The following is a 20,621-nucleotide window of genomic DNA, read 5'->3' as shown; positions in this document are numbered from 1 at the left end:
CCCTTGGGTGATCGCGAAAGCAGTCCAGAAATTATTGGGTAGCAGAGGCGGCATGGTGCGGGATTATTTCTCGCTGTTTTCGGGTTCCGCCGGACGGCTGGTGGTTTCGCTTCTTTATTTCATTGCACTTGCAAACACCTTGCCGACAGGTGATTTCGGTATTTTTGCCACTGCATCTGGAACAGGTGTGGTGCTTTCGCGTCTGGTCTCGCTTGGGTTCAGCTCGCCGCTTTATCGCATCTCGACCGTCAAGCCTTTGCTGCTGGGAACCTATACCGCGGGCTATCTGGTGGCGGTGCTGTTGTCGCTGCCGCTTTTCGCGCTTAGTTCCTGGATCGTCTATTTCATCTTCTTCAGCCGCGATATTTCATTCCTGCCCTTTGCTGTGGTGGTGGTTGCCGAAGCACTGTTGTGGCGCTCAACCGAAATGATCATCATCGTCAATAATGGTCTGCGCCGCTTCGGCATCTCAGCGCTTCTGGTGATTTTTGGCACAACCACGCGTGCCATTGCTGCCGTGCTGTTCATGTTTCTGGCAGCTCACCATGATGTCGCCCATTGGGCATGGTGGTATCTGGCTGCCAATGCTGTAGCATTGCTTGTCGCGTTGCGCTTTTATCCGAAAGTGAAACTGCGTTTTGAGCCGCGCCTTTATTTAAGACGCGTTTCCGATTCCATCGCCGTGATGGGGGCGGAATTGTTGTTCTATATCCAGAGCGAACTCGACAAGCTTCTGGTTCTGAGCATTGGCGGGCCGACCACGGCGGGTATCTATGCGATCATCATGCGCCTTGTGGACCTGACGGCACTGCCGATCCGTTCGTTTAATATGATGCTGGTGCAAAAGCTCATGCGCAATCCGAATATGCTGGCGTCGCTGCGCATCAGGGCCGGGCTGGAACTTGCGGTTTTTGCCGTGTCGGTTGCAGGTCTTGGCGCAATGGTGATCTTCCTGCAGTTCTTCCCGACAGCACTTGGTGCAAGTGTGGCGCCGATTGTCGGTCTTCTGCCGCTGGTCCTGCTCGTGCCGGGGTTCCGCAATCTCATCGAGTATCAGACAGAAATTCTTTATGCGCGCGGTCAGTCTGGCCTGCGCACTATAAGCATGGTGCTGATGACTGCGGCCAAGGCTTTGTTCGTCTGGCTGCTGCTGCTTTATCACGGCGACAACAACGACTGGATTGCCGGGCTTAACTTCGTCTTTGCCGGCATCTACATCCTCTCGCTGGTATTCACCTATACGAGCATGAGACTGCCTGCAAAGCGGGTATAAAAAAGCCCGGAGTTTGGTGCTCCGGGCTTTACTCTTCTGAATTCAATAGATCACGCGCCGATGATCCGGCGAATGTCATTCACTGACAGGCTCAGGAATGACTGCATACCAATGGCAACCTGATGCGGTTCCATCTCGGCAATGAAGGTGCGGAACTCTTCTTCGCTCGGCGGTGGTGCAAACCACTGCATACGACAGAGATCGTGGGTATCGTGGAAGTGGTCTGCGCCTTCCAGAACATCATCGACATAATGGCCGTAGATGAAACACTCCGAGAAGCGACGAACATTGCCGATTGCGGCAACCCAATGCTGACCGGTGTGCTTTTCGATCCGCTCGCACATGCAGACGACTGAATCTCTGCGCCAGGAAACAAGCTGGCCGATATAATCATTCAGTGCGCTTTTGCCGTTTTTGACGCCAAGTAATTTCCCGGCATTTTCCGCCCAGACCGGATGCTCCGGCCATTCGGGATTGGCAAGTGCATTGGGCCGATAGAACAGGCGCAACTTATCGCTCTGCCAGAGTGTGCTGCAATCAAAGGGCTTTACAAAAGCAGTGTCTGAATCGGTATAGAGAAGACCGTCTTCTTCCACCTTGCTGGCCAGCGCAATGCGGCGCAACTGCTGCACATGCCAGCCGCGCAACGGCTTGGTTTTGAAAGAAAGCCAGACACGACGGCGACCGAGATAGGTGGGATCGGGAAATGGGCGAATCCATGAAGGCAGCAAATCGCGCTCGTCGATAACGATGCGGTTTGCACTCTCAATCTGCCGGAAGAGGGCTACATCCTTGCTGTCGACAAGAATGTAATGCTTGGTGAAACCGGTGACATGCTTGTCCATGGTTTCGCATAAGAGCTTGCAGCGCTCAAAGTCCTGATCCCAGCTGGCGGTAACAATTGCTGTCTTCAAGGCTTACCCCCTGAGAGCTTTTCCTTCGCCACGCGCCAGAGGAAAACCGGATTGCCAACGAGGTAGCGTTTCGCAAGACGGCGTGGTTCCTGCAGCAGACGATGCACCCACTCCATCTTGACTGTGCGGACCCAATGGGGCGCACGCTGTACGCGGCCCGTATGCAGGTCGAACAAGGCACCCACAGCACTCGCAATGGTGCAATGTTCTGCCGTGATATGCTTGTCGATGAACATTTCCTGCCGGGGAACGCCCATGGCGACCAGCAGAATATCCGGGTGATACACTTTAAGCTGGGTGAGAATGCCGTCGATATCGGCGGGCTTGAAATAGCCGTCCGAGATTACGCGGAAGTCGTGCTGCGGGATTTGCTTCTTGAACAAATGTGCCGCATCTGCAGCAACGCCGGGACCGCCACCCAGAAGTGCCACTTTCATCGGGCGCTTGATATGCTGCATGAGGCCGGGAATGAAGTCCGTACCGTTGAGATTGGCCGGGAATTTTTCACCGTAGGCGACCTTGCTTGCGATATCGACGCCAATACCATCAGGCAGGATCAGATAATCTTTAAGCGCTGCCATATAGGCCGGGTCTTCATGCGCAATATTGGCATTGTTGGCATTCAACCAGCCCTGCTTCATGAATTCACGGTTTTCGATCCGCTTCTCAAAATAAGCGAATGAACTGTCCCAGTCGAAACAGACAACTTTGATGCCGAGAATATTTCGATATTCGAGTTTTTCGGATGAACTATTCGTCATATTCAGTCTGCTTTTCCTGTGACGTCCTGAAGGTTCTTTAAGCCTCGGGCGATAGCACTGTCCATGCCTGCGATTTGTGCCTGTTTGAAGGCTTTGCCATCAAGTCTTTGATCGTCACCTTCGTTGATCGCTTTGAGGCGTTCCACGATGGCTGCGGCAAATTCTGCAGGCTTGTCGGCGATTGTGCAGTTCGCTGGAATATTGCCAATGCCGCGAACAGAATGCGCGGTCGCGACACTTGGCTTGCCCAACTCGAATGTCTCTATGGTTTTAAGCTGTACGCCTGTGCCAGCACGGCTGATAAGCGGTATCAGCTTGCCGCTTTCGACAAAGGCTGTGGCATCCGGCACTTTGCCGAGAAAATTCACGCCCGGCCATGCTGCAATCAGATCAGCCGGCGTGTTTCCGGCGATGGCGATTGAGACATCCTTTGGCAGAAGAGGCTTTACTTCCCGCAGGAACCATTCAAGGCCAATGCGGTTCGGATGCCATGTCCATGTTCCGATCAGCGTGAGATCATATTTGGCTGCTTCTGGCTTTACGGTCTGGCTATTGCCCGGCATTACGAGGGGCAGGGTTGCAAACTTGTCGTTGTTGAGGCCCAGCGCCGGGCCGTCATCTTCCGCAAAAGTGAAGACAAAGCTGGCCTGTTTGCAAAGCCGGTTTTCTAATTTTTTGAGAATGCGCGCCTCTCGGCCAAACAGGAATTTCTGGACCTTACCTTTGGCATCGGCCGCGTTTTCCTCTGCCGAGCGATACTCGACGTTGTGGGCAACGAAAAGCGACGGCTTGTCCTTAAAAATTCCTTCAAATGCGCCTGGTAGAGTAACGCCATTGAGCACGTAAGCATCGAATTCACCAAGTTCGGTGATCGCATTGTGCAATTCGATTGCCGGGATCACCCGTAACTTTGCCGAGGAAACTGTGAGGCCGGTCATGAAAGATTTGAGCACCCATCCGATCTTGCGCTTGATGCCCGCACCTTCAGTGCGGACTTCGACTTCGCCAAGTACAATTGTGTCCTTGTCTTCCGCAGCCTTGTGGCCCGGCCATGTAAAGCCCAGAACGGTCACATGCGCGCCAGCACGGCGAAGCCCATCAATAACCGCGGCATTTGCGACTTCATAACCTGTTGAGGCGACTGCATGTGGAACAAGCGATGTCACAAAGACAAGACGAAACGGTTGCAATTCAACTCCTGACGGCTCTTAATGAATGTTTATTGAAGCTAGTGTCTACAGCTATGCGGTGAACTTTTCTTTAAGCGTTTATCAATAGTGGAAAGATAAACATAAAAACCAAAATCCTAGAAATAATCGGATGCTGTGATGCCAGATTTACCGGATCATATTGAAGTAATCGCTAAAACGCCTGGTCTTCCCTATGACGAGATCGACATCGTCGTTTCGCTCCCGACATTCAAGCGGCCAGAGCACCTGATACGCACGCTCGACACGCTGAATGCGCAGACAACCAAGCGCAAATGGGCGGTTGTCGTGATCGAGAACGAAACCGAAAAGAAGGAAGGCGCAACCGTTGCCGCTCCGCTTTTCGAAGCCGGCAAATATCGTGGTATGCTGATCGGTGAATCCCACCGCGGCAACTGCAATGCCTATAATGCTGGTTGGTTGACAGCGACCAAATTTTTCCCGAACTTCAAATATGTCATCGTCATTGATGACGATGAGTTGGCCGATCCGGATTGGATCGAAAACATGGTTGCAACCGCTGAGCGTTACGACGTTAGCCTCGTTGGTGGTCCACAGTTTCCGATTTTTGAAAAGCCAAATTCGGAACAGTGGGCAAAGCACCCGGTCTTCCTGCCGCACTATACCAAGACAGGTCCGGTTCCGATCATCTACTCCTCGGGCAATCTGCTGATCGCACGCGCAGTTCTTGAGGCCCATAGCTATCCGTTTATGGATCTCAAGTTCAACTTCACAGGCGGCGGCGATTCCGACTTCCTGTCCCGCTCAATCGCCAAGGGCTTTAAAGTTGCCTGGTGTGCGGAAGGCATTGTGCGCGAAACTATTCCTGCACGCCGCCTGGAGAATGACTGGATCAGATCTCGCGGTCTGCGAAATGGCGTACTTTCAACTTTGATCGAACAGCGCAAGCGCAAGGATGAGCCTTTCGGTCAGGTGCGCGTGTTCCTGAAGAGCCTTGCTCTGCTGGCTTACTCGCCGATCAAGGCAGTCAGAAGAGGTGTTGCTGCTGGCTTTGCACCTGTCGGCACCTACTTCATCCATATCGGTCTGGGCCGAGTGATGGCCCATTTTGGATATCTGAATGAGCAGTATCGCAACCCGGACAAGAACTAGTTCAGGTTCGTCCGATCCGATGCGGGTGACGATGCGCCAGATTGCGCTCGTCACCGCGACGGTTATTTTCTGCATTCTGCTGATTTCTTTCCGCCCGTTTTCCATGCCCGTCGCACCCGATGGGCCGCAAGCGGGCGACACCGTCAATCAGCTGGGCTTTGGTCTCGTTGGCGCAATTGCACTGGCTGCATTGGCCATGTTTGCTGATCCGCGCAAACTGATGCGGCTGGTCAGTCTTGGCTGGCTGCTCATGTTTGGCTTGTTGCTGGCATCCGCTTTCGTAAGTCCTGATCCGGGAACTGCCATTCGCGGGGTCATGCTGACACTGATCGGTGTTCTGGCAATTGTTGCAGTACTCGCCCTGCCACAAGATGCTGACGGTTATTCCGTGATGCTGCTCACAGTAGCCTCCATCGTTATTGTCGTTTCTTATGCCGGTGTCGTGCTGCTGCCTAATCTTGGCACACATGGCGTTGATGTGAGCGAGCCACAGAATTCGTTTCTCTGGCGTGGTGTTTTCACACACAAGAACATCGGCGGGCCAGTCATGGCGCTCTTCGCTTTTGGAGGCATCTATTTGTGGCGGCGCGGCTGGCGGGTCAGCGGTGCGATTATTGCTTTGTTGGCTTTGTTCTTCGTGGCGCATACCGGCTCAAAAACCACGGTTGCTCTGGTTCCCTTCGCCATGCTTCTGGTCATTGGTCCGGGCGTGTTCGGTATTCGTGGACTGGCACCGCTCATGATCCTTGCTATTCAGGTGGTATTTGCGCTGTTCACCATCGGCACGGTTCTGTTCGAGCCGCTGCACCAGATTGTCCTGAAGTTCTCCGTTGACCCAACCTTTACCGGGCGCACATCAATCTGGGCTTTTGCCGTCGAGGCGCTGCACAGCCGCCCGTGGATCGGCTTTGGCTATGAAAGTTTCTGGGGCACTGATCGAGTCAAGGAAGCGGCCCATCCTTATTATCTCGACTGGGATGTGCGTGGCATCGTGCATGGCCACAATGGCTATCTCGACATCACGCTTTCCATGGGGCTTATCGGTCTGATCTGCGCAATTTTCGTCATAATCATCATGCCGCTGGTCAATTACATGCGGTGCAGGCCGACACGCGAAAACCTGTTGCTGGCAGATTTCTTCCTGATGTTTGTATTTTTCGGCACGCTCAACGCGATGCTGGAAAGCTTCTTCTTCCGTCGCATGGACCCGGTCTGGCTCATGCTCATCTTTGCCATTTTTGGCCTGCGCATGACGGCCAAAGTCACCATCCCAAAACGGTCTGTCTAGAGCGGTTCCTGTTGAAAAAGAATAGTAGGAACCGCTCTATCTTTTTGTTTTTACGCATTATCCTAAGCAAAGCCGCTTCGCACTTTTGCTGGAAATGCTCTAATCGGAGTTATCCATGAATATTGCGATCATTGGCACAGGCTTCGTCGCCGATTACTACATGACCACGCTGCGCAATTATCCGCAATTGAGGTTGCTCGGTGCCTTTGATCGCTCGGCTGAACGGCTCAAGGTATTTGCAGCGCATTATAAGGTGCGTGCCTATGAAAGCTTTGAGGCAATTCTTGCCGATAAAGACGTGCAGATCGTTCTCAACCTGACGACGCCGGAAAGTCATTATGCCATTTCACGCGCGGCTCTTGAGGCGAGCAAGCATGTCTATTCCGAAAAGCCGCTGGCGATGGATTTCAATGATGCCAAAGGGCTGGTTGAGTTTGCAGCCGCAAACGGACTGACACTGGCAGCCGCACCGGCCAATGGTCTCAGTGACGCGCAGAAATTGGTCTCACAATCCATGGGCGAGATCGGCACGCCGCGTCTGGTCTATGCCGAAATGGAAGACGGCCCGGTTTTTCGCGATAAATGGGCGACATGGCGCTCGCAATCGGGCGCGCCTTGGCCGGGTCTGCATGAGTTTGAGATTGGTTGCACACTGGAACATGCAGGTTATGCACTGTCTTGGCTCGTGTCGCTTTTTGGCCCCGTTGAAAGTGTGACCGCCTTCTCCTCGATCACCTTCCATAACAAGGGGCCGGGAACGGAGCATCTGCACATGGCACCGGATTTCTCCGTCGGCTGCTTGCGTTTCAAATCCGGTCTTGTTGCGCGTCTGACGTCCGGCCTTGCAATGCCGAAGGATCGCAGCCTGACAATCGTGGCCGACAAGGGTTCCATCACTGTCGATGATCTTTGGGACAACCGTTCTGCTGTGCGGCTTGAATCGACCACCAGAAAGCGTTCTATCCTGTCGCGCGTCTTTGGTCGCGTGGAAGCAAAGCTCGGCAAGACTTTGCCTTGGAAACCGGCTGTTGGCAGCAAGCTCGCCTATCCAAAAGGCGATGCGCTAAGCCTGCCGTCATTCCCATCGCAGATCGATTTTATGCGTGGCGTGGCTGATCAGGCGCGCGCCATTGAAACCGGTAAGATGGCCTTTTTCTCCGGTGCGGTGGCCCTGCACATCACCGAAGTAGCCCTCGCGCTCAATAATGCTGGCGAAAACGCTGCACCCTATAAGGTTCAGAGCAGCTTCTAATCAGGTTGCATACTAAGCACAGTGTTGACGATGTCTGCCACCGCAGCACTGTGTTCAAGCGGCATGATCGGGCTTGAAATCTCGCCGCGTGTCACGGCATCGCGCACGGCTTGCGCCTGAAACTGCAATCCGTTTCCAGCAAAAGCGTGGTGTTCAACCGTTCTGCCGGGCAAAGGCAGGCGGTTCAAAACCTTGCCAATCAACCCACCCGGTCCTTTCGGACCAAGGGCTGAATTCAGCACATTCGGGGAAAAAATCGCCAGACGCTGTGCTTTCAGAAACGGTGCGTGAATGAGGATCGCGCCGTTTGTACCTTCAATCAGCATCTGGTTCTGACCATCCCGATCAAAGCCGCATGAGAGCTCAGCTGTGGCATTTGCATATGTCAGCGTGATTTCCGTTCGCATGTCGACGCCGCTTTTGGCCTTGGTCCAACGTCCGCTAACAGCGTCGGGCAGGCCGAGAAAACTCAGCGCAAGCGAAACCGGATAGACGCCTAGATCGAAGGCGGCACCGCCGCCAAGTGCCGGATTGAAAAACCGGCTTTGCGGATCTTCCGCACGGAAATAGGAGAGGTCCGCTTCGATACGCTTTACCGTCCCGATGCGACCGCTTTTGATATGCTCACGGGTGGCATGAATCGCCGGAAGGAACCGGCTCCACATCGCTTCCATGGCAAAGACATTATGCGCGCGGCTCGCGGAAGCAATCTGATTGGCGCCGTCTGCATCGAGCGTTACCGGCTTTTCCGTTAGACAGGCTTTGCCTGCGGCGATTGCCTGTAATGTTTGCTGCACATGCATTGCACTGGGTGTGGCAATGTAAACGGCGTCAATTTCAGCGGTGTTGAGAAAAGCTGCCGGATCATCAAAAGCTTTGTCCGCGCCGATGCGGGTTTTGAAGCTTGTCGCACTCTCCATCGAGCGCGAACAGACCGCAGTCACGCGCATGTCGCCGCTTGTCTGAATGTCGGCTGCAAAGGCGCTGGCAATCGTGCCTGTACCCCAGATGCCCCAGCGAAAATCCTTGCCGTCGCGCTGCTTACTCGTCATGGTTTCCCGCCACCCCCCTTCGCGATACCCTTGTCATCCATCTGTTGTATATCGCATGATATGCGGGATTACGACCGGCTTTGCCTGCCGCGTCCTTCTTCATGCGATCAAGGTAAAAATATGGGTGGAATAGTTGTAGCCGTTGCGCGCGACGCCGAGCATCGTTTCTCGAAACAGCTGGTTTCAGAGATAAGCATTGTTGCAGGTCAGGGCGTTGAAGGCGACGCGCATAAGGGTGTTACCGTCAAACATCGTTCGCGCGTAAAGGTCGATCCGACTCAGCCGAACTTGCGTCAGGTCCATCTTATTCAGGCGGAGCTTTTCGATGAGCTCACCGAGAAGGGCTTTGACATTGCGCCCGCGCAGCTTGGTGAAAACATCACCACGCGCGGGATTGACCTGCTCGCACTGCCCAAGTCGGCCATCCTCAAAATCGGGTCCGATGTTGTTCTTGAACTCACCGGCCTGCGCAATCCATGTTCGCAGATTGAAAGCTTTGAAAAGGGGCTTCTTGGTGCTGTCCTCGATAAAACTGAAGACGGCGAACTGGTGCGTAAAGCAGGCGTCATGTCGATCGTTATTGCGGGCGGAAATGTGCAGGCTGGTGATAATATCGAGATTGAACTGCCACCGCTGCCACATGTGAAACTGGAGCGTGTCTGAGGATTTAAATCGGTTAGTATTCTGGAAAAAGGCCTATCAAATTTGTGTCATATGCCCTAGATCATCCCACAATAGGATACAGACTGTACGCGCTGGCGCTAAATACTGCGACAGCAGCAGCTAAGACAGTCCAGTCTGTCGGCTCTCTATTTCTGTATGACAAGCCAGTTGGCTGTGTTTCAAAAGGGCAAAAAATGGAAAAAGCAGATATCGGAATGGTCGGCCTCGGCGTTATGGGTTCGAACCTTGCGCTGAACATCGCCGAGAAGGGCTACACGGTAGCCGTCTATGACCGCGACGAGCCCGTGCTGCAGGCATTCATCGAAAAAGCTGGCGCGTTGCGTGACAAGATTATCCCTTGCTCAACTTTTGAAGAGCTGGCTGACAGTATCCGCAAGCCACGTCCAATCATCTTCTTGATCAAGGCTGGCGCACCAGTTGACGCCGAAACTACCCGCCTCAAGGCTTATCTTGAGCAGGGCGACATCATGATCGATGCAGGCAACTCCGACTATCGCGACACCATGCGTCGTCTAAAGGCGCTCGGCCCGAATGATCCTACATTCGTTGGCATGGGTGTATCGGGTGGCGCAGAAGGTGCCCGCAACGGACCATCGATGATGGTTGGCGGCACGCAGGAAGCCTATGATCGCATCGCGCCAATTCTTTTGGCTGCCGCTGCAAAATATAAGGGCGAGCCTTGCTGTGCGCTAGTTGGCCCGGATGGTGCAGGCCATTTCGTCAAGACAATTCACAACGGTATCGAATATGCTGATATGCAGATGATCGCCGAAATATACGGCATACTGCGTGATGGACTCGGCCTTTCGGCGCCAGCAATCGGTGATGTATTCGAAAAGTGGAACGCCGGCCCACTCAATTCTTACCTCATTGAAATCACTGCAAAAGTTCTGAAAGCAACTGACCCTGAAACCGGCAAGGCGATGGTCGATATGATCCTCGATCAAGCTGGACAGAAGGGCACTGGCCGTTGGTCGGCGATTGAAGCACAGATGCTCGGCGTTCCTGCAACCGGCATTGAAGCAGCCGTTGACGCACGCTCGATTTCGTCGCTGAAAGCTGAGCGTGAGGCCGCTGAAAAGGCCTATAAGCCTGCACCACGCACGCTTGATATTGCTGATCAGGCGCAGTTCCTTGCTGATCTTGAGCAGGGTCTGCTGGCTGGCAAGATCGTTGCCTATGCACAAGGTTTTGCAGTTCTGGCGGCCGCATCCAAGGAGCACGGCTGGAACATCCCGCTTGCAACCACCGCCCGCATCTGGCGCGAAGGCTGCATCATCCGTTCGCTGTTCCTCGACGATATTGCGCAGGCTTTTGAAGGTCAGGAAATCGAGAACCTCCTGTTGGTTCCTGCCTTTGTTGAACGCATGGGCAAGGCATCGAAGGGTCTTCGCAAGATCGTTGCACAGGCAGCACTTGCAGGTCTGCCGCTTCCGGCAATTGGTTCGGCATTGAGCTACTTCGACAGCTTTACGCAGTCGCAGGGTACGGCCAATGTGATTCAGGGCCAGCGCGATTTCTTCGGTTCGCACGGCTTCAAGCGCATTGACAAGGACGGTGACTTCCATGGTCCATGGGTCAACTAAGCGCTTAAAGAGAGCTTAAAGTTATGGCCCTGAATGACCAAAAACGCTGAAGTGCCATTATTCTCTTGCCTTGAATACAAGGTTCACAAAAAAGCCGCCCTTTTGGGCGGCTTTTTTCTCAGCTTATATAGCTTAATCTGCTAGAACGAGCAGATCGTGCGATGCAAAATGTACTGTCACTTTATCACCGCGCTGTGGTGGTGGCTGGGTGGGATCATTAAATGTGTCGAAGGACAACTGGTTCTTGCCAAGTGCCACACGCGTACGAATAACCGAACCGAGGAAGTGCACATCTTCGATGGTCGCATCAAGTGATGTGTCGTGGCTTTTGCGTGCTTCCATACTGACCGCCTCCGGACGTAGCGCGAGTGTGATCGCCTTGCCTTTCTGGTGATGGCTGAGTTCTTCATTTACCTTGATAGTGCGACCGTCAAGGTCGATGCTGTTCTGGCCTGGTTCGGCGACCGATGCCTCCAGCATGTTAAGCGTGCCGACAAAGGAAGCAACGAAACGAGATGCAGGGCGATTATAAATATCGAATGGTGTGCCGATCTGATCAGCACGGCCTTCATGCATGACGACGATACGATCAGATATCGAAAGCGCTTCTTCCTGATCATGTGTTACGAACACCGTGGTAATTCCCAATTTCTGCTGGATCGCACGGATTTCTTGACGGAGCGAGATACGGATCTTTGCATCGAGTGCTGAAAGCGGTTCATCAAGCAGAAGTACCTGCGGCTTGGTTGCAAGCGCACGTGCCAAGGCCACACGCTGCTGCTGGCCGCCGGACATCTGATAAGGATAACGATCGGCAAGATGCTCGAGCTTTATGAGGCTGAGCATTTCCTTGACCGTCGCCTCGATTTCAGCCTTCGACTTGCCTGAAACACGCAGGCCGAATGCCACGTTCTGGGCAACGGTCATGTTTGGAAACAGCGCATAGGCCTGAAAGACCATACCGATATTGCGCTGGTTTGGCTTGAGATCAACAACATCTTTGCCGTCAATTTCGATTGCGCCCTGATCCGCACTCTCAAACCCTGCGATCATACGCAGAACAGTGGTCTTGCCGCATCCCGATGGGCCGAGGAAGGAAACGAATTCTCCCTTTTCGACAGCGAGATTGAAATCGTGGACGACAGTGGTTGCGCCGAAGCTCTTTTTCAGGTGCTTGAGATTAAGAAAAGCCATGAATGTTACCCGGCGGTTGTCTTGAATTTGTTGAGGCGCGAAACGAGCTGCAACATAATAATGCTGAGCCAAGTGATACCGAAGGAGATAATCGCCAGCGCGGATGGTTCATAAGCGCGATTTGCGCCGACGAGCTGAAGATAAGGACCAAAGGCAGGACGGTTGAGCAAGGATGCCAGCGTGAACTCACCGATGACGATAGCAAAAGTGATGAATGCACCACTCATGACACCCGAGATAACATTTGGAAAAATGACCTTGAACATGATCCGACCCCAGCCAGCGCCAAGGCTCTGGGCTGCTTCGGTCAGTGTGCGAACATCAATTGTGCGCATGGCAGTGTCGACTGCGCGATACATGTAGGGCAGGGCCAGCGTTACATAACCAAACATCAGCAACAGATCTGTTGCGCGCGTGGATGAGGTAAATGGCAGCCAAGACGAAGAGTTATAGATGCGCAGATAGCCGAACACGATGACAATTGCCGGAATGACGAGCGGCATCAGTGTGATGAACTCGATCAATGGACGCAGATGCGGCAGACGCAGACGAACCCAATAAGCAGTTGGCACAACAAGCAGCACACCAAAAATGATCGTGAGAATACCAAGCAGGATTGAATAGCCGAAAGTTGCCTGGAAATTAGGATCGCTGAAAACCACGCGATAGGCATCGAAGGAATATTCGCCACGACGCATGCGCAGCGAAAATTCAAAGGTCCCGATCAGCGGAACGAGGAAGTAGATTGCTCCAATGAGGAAGGCAATCCACGCACCGATCTTTTGGAGATTGAACCCCTTTTTCATCGCTGCCACCTTTCGGCACGCATACGCAGCCAAATGTAAAGCAGGTTCGAAAGACCGGTGATAACGATCATGCCGAGAGCCAACGCGTAGCCCAGATTCTGGTTATGCAGAACGTCGCCTCTGATTTGTGCATAGAGCAGGATCGGAACGATGTTGAGCGACGAGCCGGTGAGCGCGTAGGCTGTTGCAATTGCACCAAAGGCGTTTGCGAACAGAAGCAACGTCGTACCGAGCAGGCTTGGCCAGAGAATCGGAAACGCAACCATGCGCCAATATTGAAGATTGGTCGCGCCCAGGATCGAAGAGGCTTCACGCCATTCTTTCTTCAGGCCGTCCAGAGCGGGCGTCAGAATGAGCACCATCAGCGGAATCTGGAAGAACAGATAGGTGATGGTCAGACCGAAAAAGCTTAGAAGGTTGAAGCCGGTCGAGTACAGATTGAAACCGAACCACTCACGCAACAGGATTGTTACGAAGCCGGTACGGCCAAGGGTTGCGAGGAACGCGAAGGCCAGCGGAACGCCAGCGAAATTCGATGCAACGCCCGAGAAGGTCAGAACTGTTGGGCGCAGCCAGCGTGGCAGATTGCCAAGCACCACAGCCCAGGCCAGAAAGAAGCCGATCAATGCGCCACCGAGCGCTGATGCGAGGCTTACTTTGATCGAAATCCAGTAGGCACTCATAATCTGAGGCTGGAAGAGATCATAGACATTCTGAAGCGTGAAATTGCCATCGGGGTCCTGAAACGCACCGATGATGAGATACATTGTCGGCCAAAGCAGGAACAGAATGGCAAACAAGAAGAAAGGCGCGACGCCAATCCACGATAGCGGCAACTGACGCTTTCGCACCCCGCTGACCGGTGCGGTTGTTTCGGCTGATGAACTCATGCGTTCTTTCTTTAAGGCATAATCCCGAAGAGCGGTTCGCTTTTTCGGATGTGATTATGCGTGAAGTAAAGAGACAATGATCTCTTTCGGTCCAGATTCAATACAGTGTTTGCCGGATCTAAAAGTTCAGGAAGCAATGCGACGACCATTTCTGGTCGTCGCATGCCATAACAGGGTGAGTTAAAGCGATTTTTGTGCGTCCAAGAGGGCGTACAGCGCTCTAAATCCTCTTACTGAACGTTTGCGCCAACAACGCTGTCCCAGTTCTTGGTGATTTCTGCCTGAGCGGCTTCAATCTGTTCAAGAGTTGGGAAGATAGCCTTTTCATAGGCTTCTGCAGGTGGAAGCTTGTCGAGCAGTTCCTGTGGGATCTTGCCAGCCTTCGCCATTGCATTGAAGCGGATCGGGTGGCAGTAGCCCTTCAGATAGCCAAGCTGACCTTCGTCGGAATACAGGTGCTCCATCCACAGCTTTGCAGCGTTTGGATGCGGCGCGTAAGCGCTGATCGCCTGAACGTAAACGCCAGCAACAACGCCCGATTTTGGAATTACGGTTTCGATTTCCGGGTTGCCCTTCAGGGTATCACGGTCTGCGAGAGCGTTATAATCCCAACGAATAACGATTGGGGTCGATCCCTGTGCCAGCGAAGCAGCCTTGCCGATGACTGGTACGAAGTTGCCGTTGGCGTTAAGTTCCTTGTAGAATTCAAGACCCTTCTTGCCAGCTTCGGCACCAGGTTCCGCGCCGCGCGCGATGCCTGCAGCGTGAACCCCCAGGATTGCCTGTGCGGAAACGCGTGGATCACCAGCGAGAGCAACCGAGTTTGCGTAATCGCTCTTGAGCAGGTCTTCCCAATCCTGTGGGACGTCTTTAACGATGTCTTTGTTCACTTCGAAACCAAGAACGCCGTAATAGTCGCCGTACCAGTAACCTTCAGGGTCCTTGGCGCTGTCTGGAATTTCGTCCCAGGTTGCGACCTTGTAAGGCTGGATCAGGCCGTCTTTCTTGGCGGTGGTGCCGAAAGCAAAGCCAACGTCGATCACGTCAGGAGCCTGTGGGCCCTTGTTATCCTTGTTTGCCTTGATAGCTTCAATTTCGTCGCCCGAACCAGCATCAGGGTTCAGTTCGTTGACCTTAAGGCCATACTTGTCTTTGAAGCTTTTGATGATTTCGCCGTAGCCACACCAGTCGTGCGGTAGCGCGATTGTGGTCAGTTCGCCTTCGGCCTTTGCCGCAGCGATGAGCTCAGCTGATGGTTCAGCAGCAGCAATAGAAACCCCGCCAACAGCGATTGCAGTCGATAGCGACAGCAGGCGCGCAGTAAATCCAAGCATTGTTTGACTCCCCTGTTAAAGTCGGGCGAACGCTCCCGGTCGATTCCAGTGTTCGCGCACTCCCGATAGCCGTCCTAGATGACGGTTGGATGACAGTTTGCTCAATGTCACAAAATGTCAACGGCGGAAAGTGAAACACGTTTTCAGGGACTTAGCAATTGATCCAAAGGAGTTAACTGCATTTTTATGACAATAAATATGACAAAGGTTCCGTCACTGTCACAATTTAAAAAGACGCTTTTCCTAAAGCGACAGGAGTTTGTCTGCGCGCGGCATGGAGTGCGCAGCGCACTTTCAAACGAAAAATTTTGAAATACTTACGAAGCGGTTTCGGTTTCGTATGAAATCAAATCTGGATTATTTAGTGACCGCCGCCGCCACCTCCAGCTGCTTGCTTTGGCTTGCGTAACATCACGGCACAAGCTGCGAGCGTGCAGAACATCATCGTGAGTATGAAGAATACGTCGATAAAGGACATGAGCGTTGCCTGCTGGCGCACCATGCCCGACATTTTGGAAATGGCGATTGTCGCGCCATCCAGGCCGGCTGAATTATACTTAGCAGTCAGGTTTGCCAACATCTGCTCAGCCTCGGCATTGCCCCAGCGCACATGTTCAGCCAAACGCTCATAGTGCATATCGCTGCGACGGGTGAGAATGGTGTTGATGACCGCCAGACCAACAGCACCACCGAGATTTCGGGTCAGGTTGAAAAGACCGGAAGCGTTTTTCAGCAGCGCAGGCGGCAAGGTGCCGAGCGCCAGATTGTTGATCGGCACCATGCAAAGCATCAGCGAACAGCCGCGCAGGATCTGCGGCAGCAGAAGCTCATAGAAATCCCAGTCAGCAGTCAGCCCTGTGACCATCCATGTTCCCGCGGCAAAGCCAAGGAAGCCGATCATCATCATCAGGCGAGGGTCCATGCGCGTCGACAGGAATCCTGCGAGCGGTGCAGTAAAGAACATGGCAAGGCCGCTGACAAACAGCGCTTCCCCGATCATCAGGGCGTCGTAACCCCGGATGCTACTGAGAAAGAGGGGATAAAGATAAGTGAGGCCATAAAGGCCAACACCCATCACAAACGAGAACAGTGAGCCAAAGGCAAAGTTGACATTCTTGAAGGCACGTAAGTCCACAATGGGTTCTTCGGCTGTGAACGCTCGGAAGAAGAAGAGAATGCCGCCTATCACCATCACGCCGCTCAGAATGAAGATCGCTTCATCCTGCAGCCAGTCGTTGCGCGGTCCTTCTTCAAGCACGTATTCCATCGAGCCTAAGAAGGCTGCCATGCCCGCGAGGCCCCACCAGTCGAATTTGCTGAGAAGCGAGCTGTCGCCTTCGTCGAAGTCAATGAGGTTCCAAGCTGCGATTGTGACGAGTATGCCTGGTCCGACATTAACAAGAAACAGCCAGTGCCACGAGAATGCGTGGCTGAGATAGCCGCCAACGGTCGGGCCGATGGTTGGTGCAAGCGTCGCGACAAGGCCGATCATCGGCGATACGATGGAGCGCTTTGATGGCGGGAAGATCGTGAATGCGGCTGCAAACACACTCGGGATCATACCGCCGCCGATGAAGCCCTGAATGGCACGATAGACGATCATCTGATCGATATTGGTGGCAGTTGCGCAGAGCATGGAGGCAAGCGTGAAGCCAGCGGCGGAAACCGTAAACAGCACGCGGGTGGAGACAAGACGTCCGAGGAAGCCTGACAGCGGGATCATGATGACCTCCGCAATCAGATAGGAAGTCTGAACCCACGAGATTTCATCGGAACTCGCGCTGAGGCCTGCCTGAATTTCGGACAGCGATGCAGACACAATCTGGATGTCCAGAATTGCCATGAACATGCCGAACACCATTGCAAGAAAGGCAATTGCCTTCTTGGGATCGATGCGATCTTCTGCGGGAGCCATAGGCCCCATCGTGGTGTTTGCAGCCATGAAGGCGCACTCCGAATAGGAAGAGGAACGGCGCGCGAAACTTGTCCGCTGCGCTACCAAATTTTTCTAATGAGCCGTTTTCACGCGCATACCGAAAGCTGTTTCCTAAATCCGGATATGCGCTCTGCAAAGTAATCGCTTCTTTAGTTGACCTTGTCTTCAGGTGCGGTGCGGGTGTCCACATCAACCGTCACGCTGAGACCTGCACGAATTTTGCCCGAATCGAGCGCTTCCTGCGGGATCATGATACGAACCGGAACACGCTGGACGATCTTGGTGAAGTTGCCCGTCGCATTTTCAGGTGGCAGCAGCGAGAACACGGCGCCCGATGCCGGAGCAACCGATGCGACCTTGCCTTCTAAGTAAGGGCCGTCGATGGCATCAACATAGATACGCGCAGTTTCGCCGGTTTTGATGTGGCCGAGTTGCGTTTCCTTGAAGTTGGCATCGATATAGAGCGCATTCACAGGAACGAGTGCTGCGATCTTCTGGCCAGCCGAAACGAGATCGCCCTTCTTGCCGGAAAGATTGCCGACAACACCGTCAAAAGGCGCGCGCAGGGTGGTGAAATTGAGGTCTCGCGCAGCTTTGTCGCGGGCGAGCTCCAGCGAACGCATGGTGCTTTCCGCTTCCTTATACTGCGCATTCAGCACTTCGATATTCGCATTTGCCGAAGCAATCTGCGCATTCGAGCCGGCAAGCTTTGCCTTGGCCTGATCGAGCGCTGACTGTGCGTTATCGAGTTCGGACTGTGCAGAGAAGCGCGTATCATGCAGCTTCTGCACGCGGACCATCGTGCTTTCGGCATTCTTCAGAACGGCCTGCGAAGCCTGTTCGTCTGCCTGCGCCTGCTGCAAACTCGCCTTCGAAGCGTCAACCTGCGCATTGATGCGTGCAAGTGTCTGTTTCTGCGTGTTGAGCTTGGCTTCCGCATCGTCAAGCGCGATCTGATAGTCGCCAGCATCGAGCTGGAAGATCACATCGCCAGCTTTAAGGTGCTGGTTGGCGACAACTGGAATGTTTTCGATATAGCCGGTGACTTTCGGAGCAATCGATGCAATGTCGCCCTGCACATAAGCGTCGTCCGTTGAAACCATGAAGCGGCCAACCGTCCACCAGTCATAACCATACCAAAGGCCGCCAGCGACAGCAACAATGAGAATGCCCGGAAGCAGAACGCGCTTCCCGAAGCCTTTTTTCTTTCCACCCTTTGCGTCAGTGGGCGGGGCGCTTGGTGCTGCCGTATCCGGAGCAGTCCGCGGAGCAGGCCGTTCCCCCATGGGTTCGGCGTTCACTCTGGACTGTTCTCCCTGACCAGCGGGTGTAGGGAATGGACGGATATCAGCCGTATCAACAGACTTGGGGGCGGACATAAGGCAAACTTTCTGTATAACCGCTTCAACGAACCGCTTGGTTCGATGTTGACTTAGAGCAATAAGTCGCCCATATCAAGTGACATCGAACCGTTTGGTTCGAAAAAGTTGCGAGTTTTATACAATGAATCGTGAACAATGCTTAAAGGAAGGTCCTGATGCCACCGTCGACGGTAGCGGTTCAGACCCGATCGCTTGCGAAACCGATGCGGAAAGCACGCGCACGCGCCTTGGTGCAGGACAGGATCCGATAAAGCGTCAGCAAATTCTCGAAGGCGCCCAGAACGTGTTTCTGCGTATGGGCTTTGATGCTGCCAGCATGAACGACATCACACGGGAAGCTGGTGTCTCCAAGGGAACGATTTACGTTTACTTCAACAGCAAGGAAGATCTGTTTGTCGCTTTGTGCGAGCATTATCGCATGACGACATTTAGCCAGATGGTTGCCAAAATCGACAAGGGATTCTCCACGCGCGAAGAGCTCGCCGATTTTGGTGTGACACTGGTCACGCTTATTACATCGACCACAGCGATCCGAGCGCAGCGCATCATTCTTGGGGTTAGCGAACGCAAGCCGGAATTGTCGGCACGTTTTTATGAACGCGGTCCCAAGCGTAGTCACTTGATTATGTCAGACTTTCTGTCCAGGATGATTGACGCTGGAGAGCTGGAGCCGTTCGATCCGCTGGAGAAAGCCTATCAACTCACGGATCTGTTTCTGTCGGGACTTTATCGGCCTCGCCTCTTTGGCGTCCTGACGGAGCCGCCTTCCGAGCACGCTATTTCCAAGAATGTCGAGAATGCGTTAGAGTTTTTCTTCAGGGCATACGGAAAAAAACAGTCTGATGTTTCAAAATAGTACATCGGGCTCGCGCCGAGACGCTGTTTCACGGAAATCTCATTTGTAAATCATTTTTCATTTGCCCCTGCCTTATTTCGACATGCTTTTTGTGTGTAATACATAGCAATCAATTTATTGCGGGTTGCATAGCAGCCCATTTTTTATGTGACTTATAAGTGATTGAAGGCCTGATGAAGACGATTCGCCGCCGGTATTTTTTGGCGCCAGATGAAGCTCGTTCATGCTTTATTACCAAGGATATTATGCAATGACTCTCGACTTAATTCATTTCCCAAATTTCAAAAAGACATTCTTCGGCACGTCGTTTCAGGGCGACTCTTTGGCACTTCTGACGCGTATCCGAGATGAAATCGGATGTCGTTACATTATGCACACCTATCGTGGGCGAGTAGGGGATTGTACGAAGACAAACTCGTCTGACCTAACTGTGGTTATGACGTTTCCTTCGAGTTGGGTCACACGGTACTCGACAAAAAACTATTTTGTAGTTGATCCGATTTTCCAGGAGGATGCTCCTTACTTCAGAAATGATTCCGGCGGCATTGTGCGGGATCTCAAATTGGACGCGGATGTCTGTCCAGATGTAGCGGAGATGATGCAAGATGCCGAGAAGCACGGACTCGGCAATGTTTTCCTCGCCGTTTCTGCACGCAATCCGAAAGCAGCATCTGGTTGCACACTATTTTGTTTTGATCTGGGCGAGGGAGAACCGCGCGATTATTTCGTCTCCAGGATGCGTCCACGATTGCTTAGCGTTTCCGGCATCATTCACAATAAGCTCTGCGGGTGTGACGAAACGAAATCTGCTGCATCACTTTTGACCCCGCGTGAGATTGACTGTCTGCGATGGGCTGCAAATGGCAAAACCGATGGTGAGATCGCGGAAATTCTCAGCATTGCTCGTTGGACCGTTGTGACCTATCTTCAAAATGCGAAGATCAAGCTCAACTGTTCAAACCGGACGTCTGCTGTGGCGACCGCCCTTTCGCTGGGCCTTATTGAGATGCCCGAAGTGGCGCATCTGATTTAATTTCGGGGTCAGCGCCAAACTGTTGACACCGGGCGCTCAAGCTTCCGATGCTTCCTGGC

At 53.2% G+C, this 20,621-nt stretch carries 18 protein-coding genes; 8 read left to right on the top strand and 10 right to left on the bottom strand.

All coding sequences use genetic code 11. From position 1 onward, the window contains the following. Positions 1-7: 7 nt before the first annotated feature. Positions 8-1,273, top strand: a complete 1,266-nt coding sequence (locus QSJ70_RS05840) for a lipopolysaccharide biosynthesis protein (protein ID WP_285535125.1) — start codon at positions 8-10, stop codon at positions 1,271-1,273. 50 nt (positions 1,274-1,323) lie between these two features. Here the strand turns inward: QSJ70_RS05840 and QSJ70_RS05835 are convergent, their stop codons facing one another. From QSJ70_RS05835 to QSJ70_RS05825, 3 genes are read right to left on the bottom strand one after another with little or no spacing between them, the layout of a single operon-like run. Further along, positions 1,324-2,187: a DUF6492 family protein gene (locus QSJ70_RS05835; RefSeq protein WP_285535124.1), complete on the bottom strand. Its 864-nt coding sequence runs from the start codon at positions 2,185-2,187 to the stop codon at positions 1,324-1,326. Continuing rightward, positions 2,184-2,948, bottom strand: a complete 765-nt coding sequence (locus tag QSJ70_RS05830) for a WecB/TagA/CpsF family glycosyltransferase (RefSeq protein WP_285535123.1) — start codon at positions 2,946-2,948, stop codon at positions 2,184-2,186. The genes QSJ70_RS05835 and QSJ70_RS05830 overlap by 4 nt, the downstream gene beginning before the upstream one ends. A 2-nt stretch (positions 2,949-2,950) precedes the next feature. Next, a complete protein-coding gene (locus tag QSJ70_RS05825; RefSeq protein WP_215778231.1) occupies positions 2,951-4,138 on the bottom strand; it encodes a glycosyltransferase in 1,188 nt (395 codons plus the stop codon). A 138-nt stretch (positions 4,139-4,276) separates the two neighbouring features. On the opposite strand from QSJ70_RS05825, the gene QSJ70_RS05820 reads away from it, so the two are divergent. The 3 genes from QSJ70_RS05820 (at position 4,277) to QSJ70_RS05810 (ending at position 7,809) form a co-directional block, all read left to right on the top strand. Beyond that, a complete protein-coding gene (locus QSJ70_RS05820) occupies positions 4,277-5,269 on the top strand; it encodes a glycosyltransferase family 2 protein (protein ID WP_007877100.1) in 993 nt (330 codons plus the stop codon). Further along, positions 5,238-6,557: an O-antigen ligase family protein gene (locus tag QSJ70_RS05815; RefSeq protein WP_285535122.1), complete on the top strand. Its 1,320-nt coding sequence runs from the start codon at positions 5,238-5,240 to the stop codon at positions 6,555-6,557. Before QSJ70_RS05820 ends, QSJ70_RS05815 begins: the two co-directional genes overlap by 32 nt. A 115-nt stretch (positions 6,558-6,672) precedes the next feature. Continuing rightward, on the top strand, positions 6,673-7,809 hold the full coding sequence (locus tag QSJ70_RS05810; RefSeq protein WP_215778234.1) for a Gfo/Idh/MocA family protein: 1,137 nt from the start codon (positions 6,673-6,675) through the stop codon (positions 7,807-7,809). On the opposite strand, the gene QSJ70_RS05805 is transcribed toward QSJ70_RS05810, so the two are convergent. Next, positions 7,806-8,861, bottom strand: coding sequence for a Gfo/Idh/MocA family protein (locus tag QSJ70_RS05805; protein WP_215778235.1), 1,056 nt, complete (start codon positions 8,859-8,861; stop codon positions 7,806-7,808). The genes QSJ70_RS05810 and QSJ70_RS05805 overlap by 4 nt on opposite strands. A gap of 120 nt (positions 8,862-8,981) precedes the next feature. On the opposite strand from QSJ70_RS05805, the gene QSJ70_RS05800 reads away from it, so the two are divergent. Both QSJ70_RS05800 and gnd read left to right on the top strand, forming a co-directional pair. Continuing rightward, positions 8,982-9,524, top strand: a complete 543-nt coding sequence (locus tag QSJ70_RS05800) for an MOSC domain-containing protein (protein ID WP_007877093.1) — start codon at positions 8,982-8,984, stop codon at positions 9,522-9,524. Between the two features lie 194 nt (positions 9,525-9,718). Continuing rightward, positions 9,719-11,131 carry an NADP-dependent phosphogluconate dehydrogenase gene (gnd, locus tag QSJ70_RS05795; RefSeq protein WP_215778237.1) on the top strand — a complete coding sequence of 471 codons (1,413 nt, stop codon included), beginning with the start codon at positions 9,719-9,721 and terminating at the stop codon, positions 11,129-11,131. Between the two features lie 132 nt (positions 11,132-11,263). On the opposite strand, the gene QSJ70_RS05790 is transcribed toward gnd, so the two are convergent. The 6 genes from QSJ70_RS05790 to QSJ70_RS05765 form a co-directional block, all read right to left on the bottom strand. Further along, positions 11,264-12,325 carry an ABC transporter ATP-binding protein gene (locus QSJ70_RS05790; protein ID WP_215778239.1) on the bottom strand — a complete coding sequence of 354 codons (1,062 nt, stop codon included), beginning with the start codon at positions 12,323-12,325 and terminating at the stop codon, positions 11,264-11,266. 5 nt (positions 12,326-12,330) lie between these two features. Beyond that, positions 12,331-13,131: an ABC transporter permease gene (locus QSJ70_RS05785; protein ID WP_215778240.1), complete on the bottom strand. Its 801-nt coding sequence runs from the start codon at positions 13,129-13,131 to the stop codon at positions 12,331-12,333. Further along, complete coding sequence (locus QSJ70_RS05780; RefSeq protein ID WP_079213902.1) at positions 13,128-14,021, bottom strand: ABC transporter permease; 894 nt, start codon at positions 14,019-14,021, stop codon at positions 13,128-13,130. The genes QSJ70_RS05785 and QSJ70_RS05780 overlap by 4 nt, the downstream gene beginning before the upstream one ends. 230 nt (positions 14,022-14,251) lie before the next feature. Further along, positions 14,252-15,355 carry an ABC transporter substrate-binding protein gene (locus QSJ70_RS05775; RefSeq protein WP_215778242.1) on the bottom strand — a complete coding sequence of 368 codons (1,104 nt, stop codon included), beginning with the start codon at positions 15,353-15,355 and terminating at the stop codon, positions 14,252-14,254. A 361-nt stretch (positions 15,356-15,716) separates the two neighbouring features. Next, the gene (locus tag QSJ70_RS05770) at positions 15,717-17,297 is read right to left on the bottom strand and encodes a DHA2 family efflux MFS transporter permease subunit (RefSeq protein ID WP_215778244.1); all 1,581 of its coding nucleotides are present in this window, start codon (positions 17,295-17,297) and stop codon (positions 15,717-15,719) included. 143 nt (positions 17,298-17,440) lie between these two features. After that, positions 17,441-18,670 carry an HlyD family secretion protein gene (locus tag QSJ70_RS05765; protein ID WP_285535121.1) on the bottom strand — a complete coding sequence of 410 codons (1,230 nt, stop codon included), beginning with the start codon at positions 18,668-18,670 and terminating at the stop codon, positions 17,441-17,443. Between the two features lie 124 nt (positions 18,671-18,794). Here QSJ70_RS05765 and QSJ70_RS05760 point away from each other — a divergent pair, with 124 nt between their 5' ends. Next, positions 18,795-19,529: a TetR/AcrR family transcriptional regulator gene (locus QSJ70_RS05760; RefSeq protein ID WP_352230994.1), complete on the top strand. Its 735-nt coding sequence runs from the start codon at positions 18,795-18,797 to the stop codon at positions 19,527-19,529. A 250-nt stretch (positions 19,530-19,779) separates the two neighbouring features. Beyond that, entirely contained in the window at positions 19,780-20,562 is a 783-nt protein-coding gene (locus tag QSJ70_RS05755; protein WP_215778250.1) for a helix-turn-helix transcriptional regulator, read from the top strand. Positions 20,563-20,621 lie beyond the last annotated feature (59 nt).

This window comes from Brucella sp. NBRC 12950 (genome assembly GCF_030268145.1).
GTDB lineage: Bacteria > Pseudomonadota > Alphaproteobacteria > Rhizobiales > Rhizobiaceae > Brucella.
Note: the sequence above shows the minus strand (reverse complement) of the source record. Positions and strands in the feature narration are given on the sequence as shown.

Excerpts from the sequence above, each read along its gene's own strand:
- QSJ70_RS05830 (WP_285535123.1), bottom strand. The coding sequence starts at position 2,948 with ATGACGAATAGTTCATCCGAAAAACTCGAATATCGAAATATTCTCGGC.
- QSJ70_RS05820 (WP_007877100.1), top strand. The coding sequence starts at position 4,277 with ATGCCAGATTTACCGGATCATATTGAAGTAATCGCTAAAACGCCTGGT.
- QSJ70_RS05815 (WP_285535122.1), top strand. The coding sequence starts at position 5,238 with ATGAGCAGTATCGCAACCCGGACAAGAACTAGTTCAGGTTCGTCCGAT.
- QSJ70_RS05810 (WP_215778234.1), top strand. The coding sequence starts at position 6,673 with ATGAATATTGCGATCATTGGCACAGGCTTCGTCGCCGATTACTACATG.
- QSJ70_RS05805 (WP_215778235.1), bottom strand. The coding sequence starts at position 8,861 with ATGACGAGTAAGCAGCGCGACGGCAAGGATTTTCGCTGGGGCATCTGG.
- QSJ70_RS05800 (WP_007877093.1), top strand. The coding sequence starts at position 8,982 with ATGGGTGGAATAGTTGTAGCCGTTGCGCGCGACGCCGAGCATCGTTTC.
- gnd (WP_215778237.1), top strand. The coding sequence starts at position 9,719 with ATGGAAAAAGCAGATATCGGAATGGTCGGCCTCGGCGTTATGGGTTCG.
- QSJ70_RS05790 (WP_215778239.1), bottom strand. The coding sequence starts at position 12,325 with ATGGCTTTTCTTAATCTCAAGCACCTGAAAAAGAGCTTCGGCGCAACC.
- QSJ70_RS05785 (WP_215778240.1), bottom strand. The coding sequence starts at position 13,131 with ATGAAAAAGGGGTTCAATCTCCAAAAGATCGGTGCGTGGATTGCCTTC.
- QSJ70_RS05780 (WP_079213902.1), bottom strand. The coding sequence starts at position 14,021 with ATGAGTTCATCAGCCGAAACAACCGCACCGGTCAGCGGGGTGCGAAAG.
- QSJ70_RS05775 (WP_215778242.1), bottom strand. The coding sequence starts at position 15,355 with ATGCTTGGATTTACTGCGCGCCTGCTGTCGCTATCGACTGCAATCGCT.
- QSJ70_RS05770 (WP_215778244.1), bottom strand. The coding sequence starts at position 17,297 with ATGGCTGCAAACACCACGATGGGGCCTATGGCTCCCGCAGAAGATCGC.
- QSJ70_RS05765 (WP_285535121.1), bottom strand. The coding sequence starts at position 18,670 with ATGTCCGCCCCCAAGTCTGTTGATACGGCTGATATCCGTCCATTCCCT.
- QSJ70_RS05760 (WP_352230994.1), top strand. The coding sequence starts at position 18,795 with ATGAATCGTGAACAATGCTTAAAGGAAGGTCCTGATGCCACCGTCGAC.
- QSJ70_RS05755 (WP_215778250.1), top strand. The coding sequence starts at position 19,780 with ATGACTCTCGACTTAATTCATTTCCCAAATTTCAAAAAGACATTCTTC.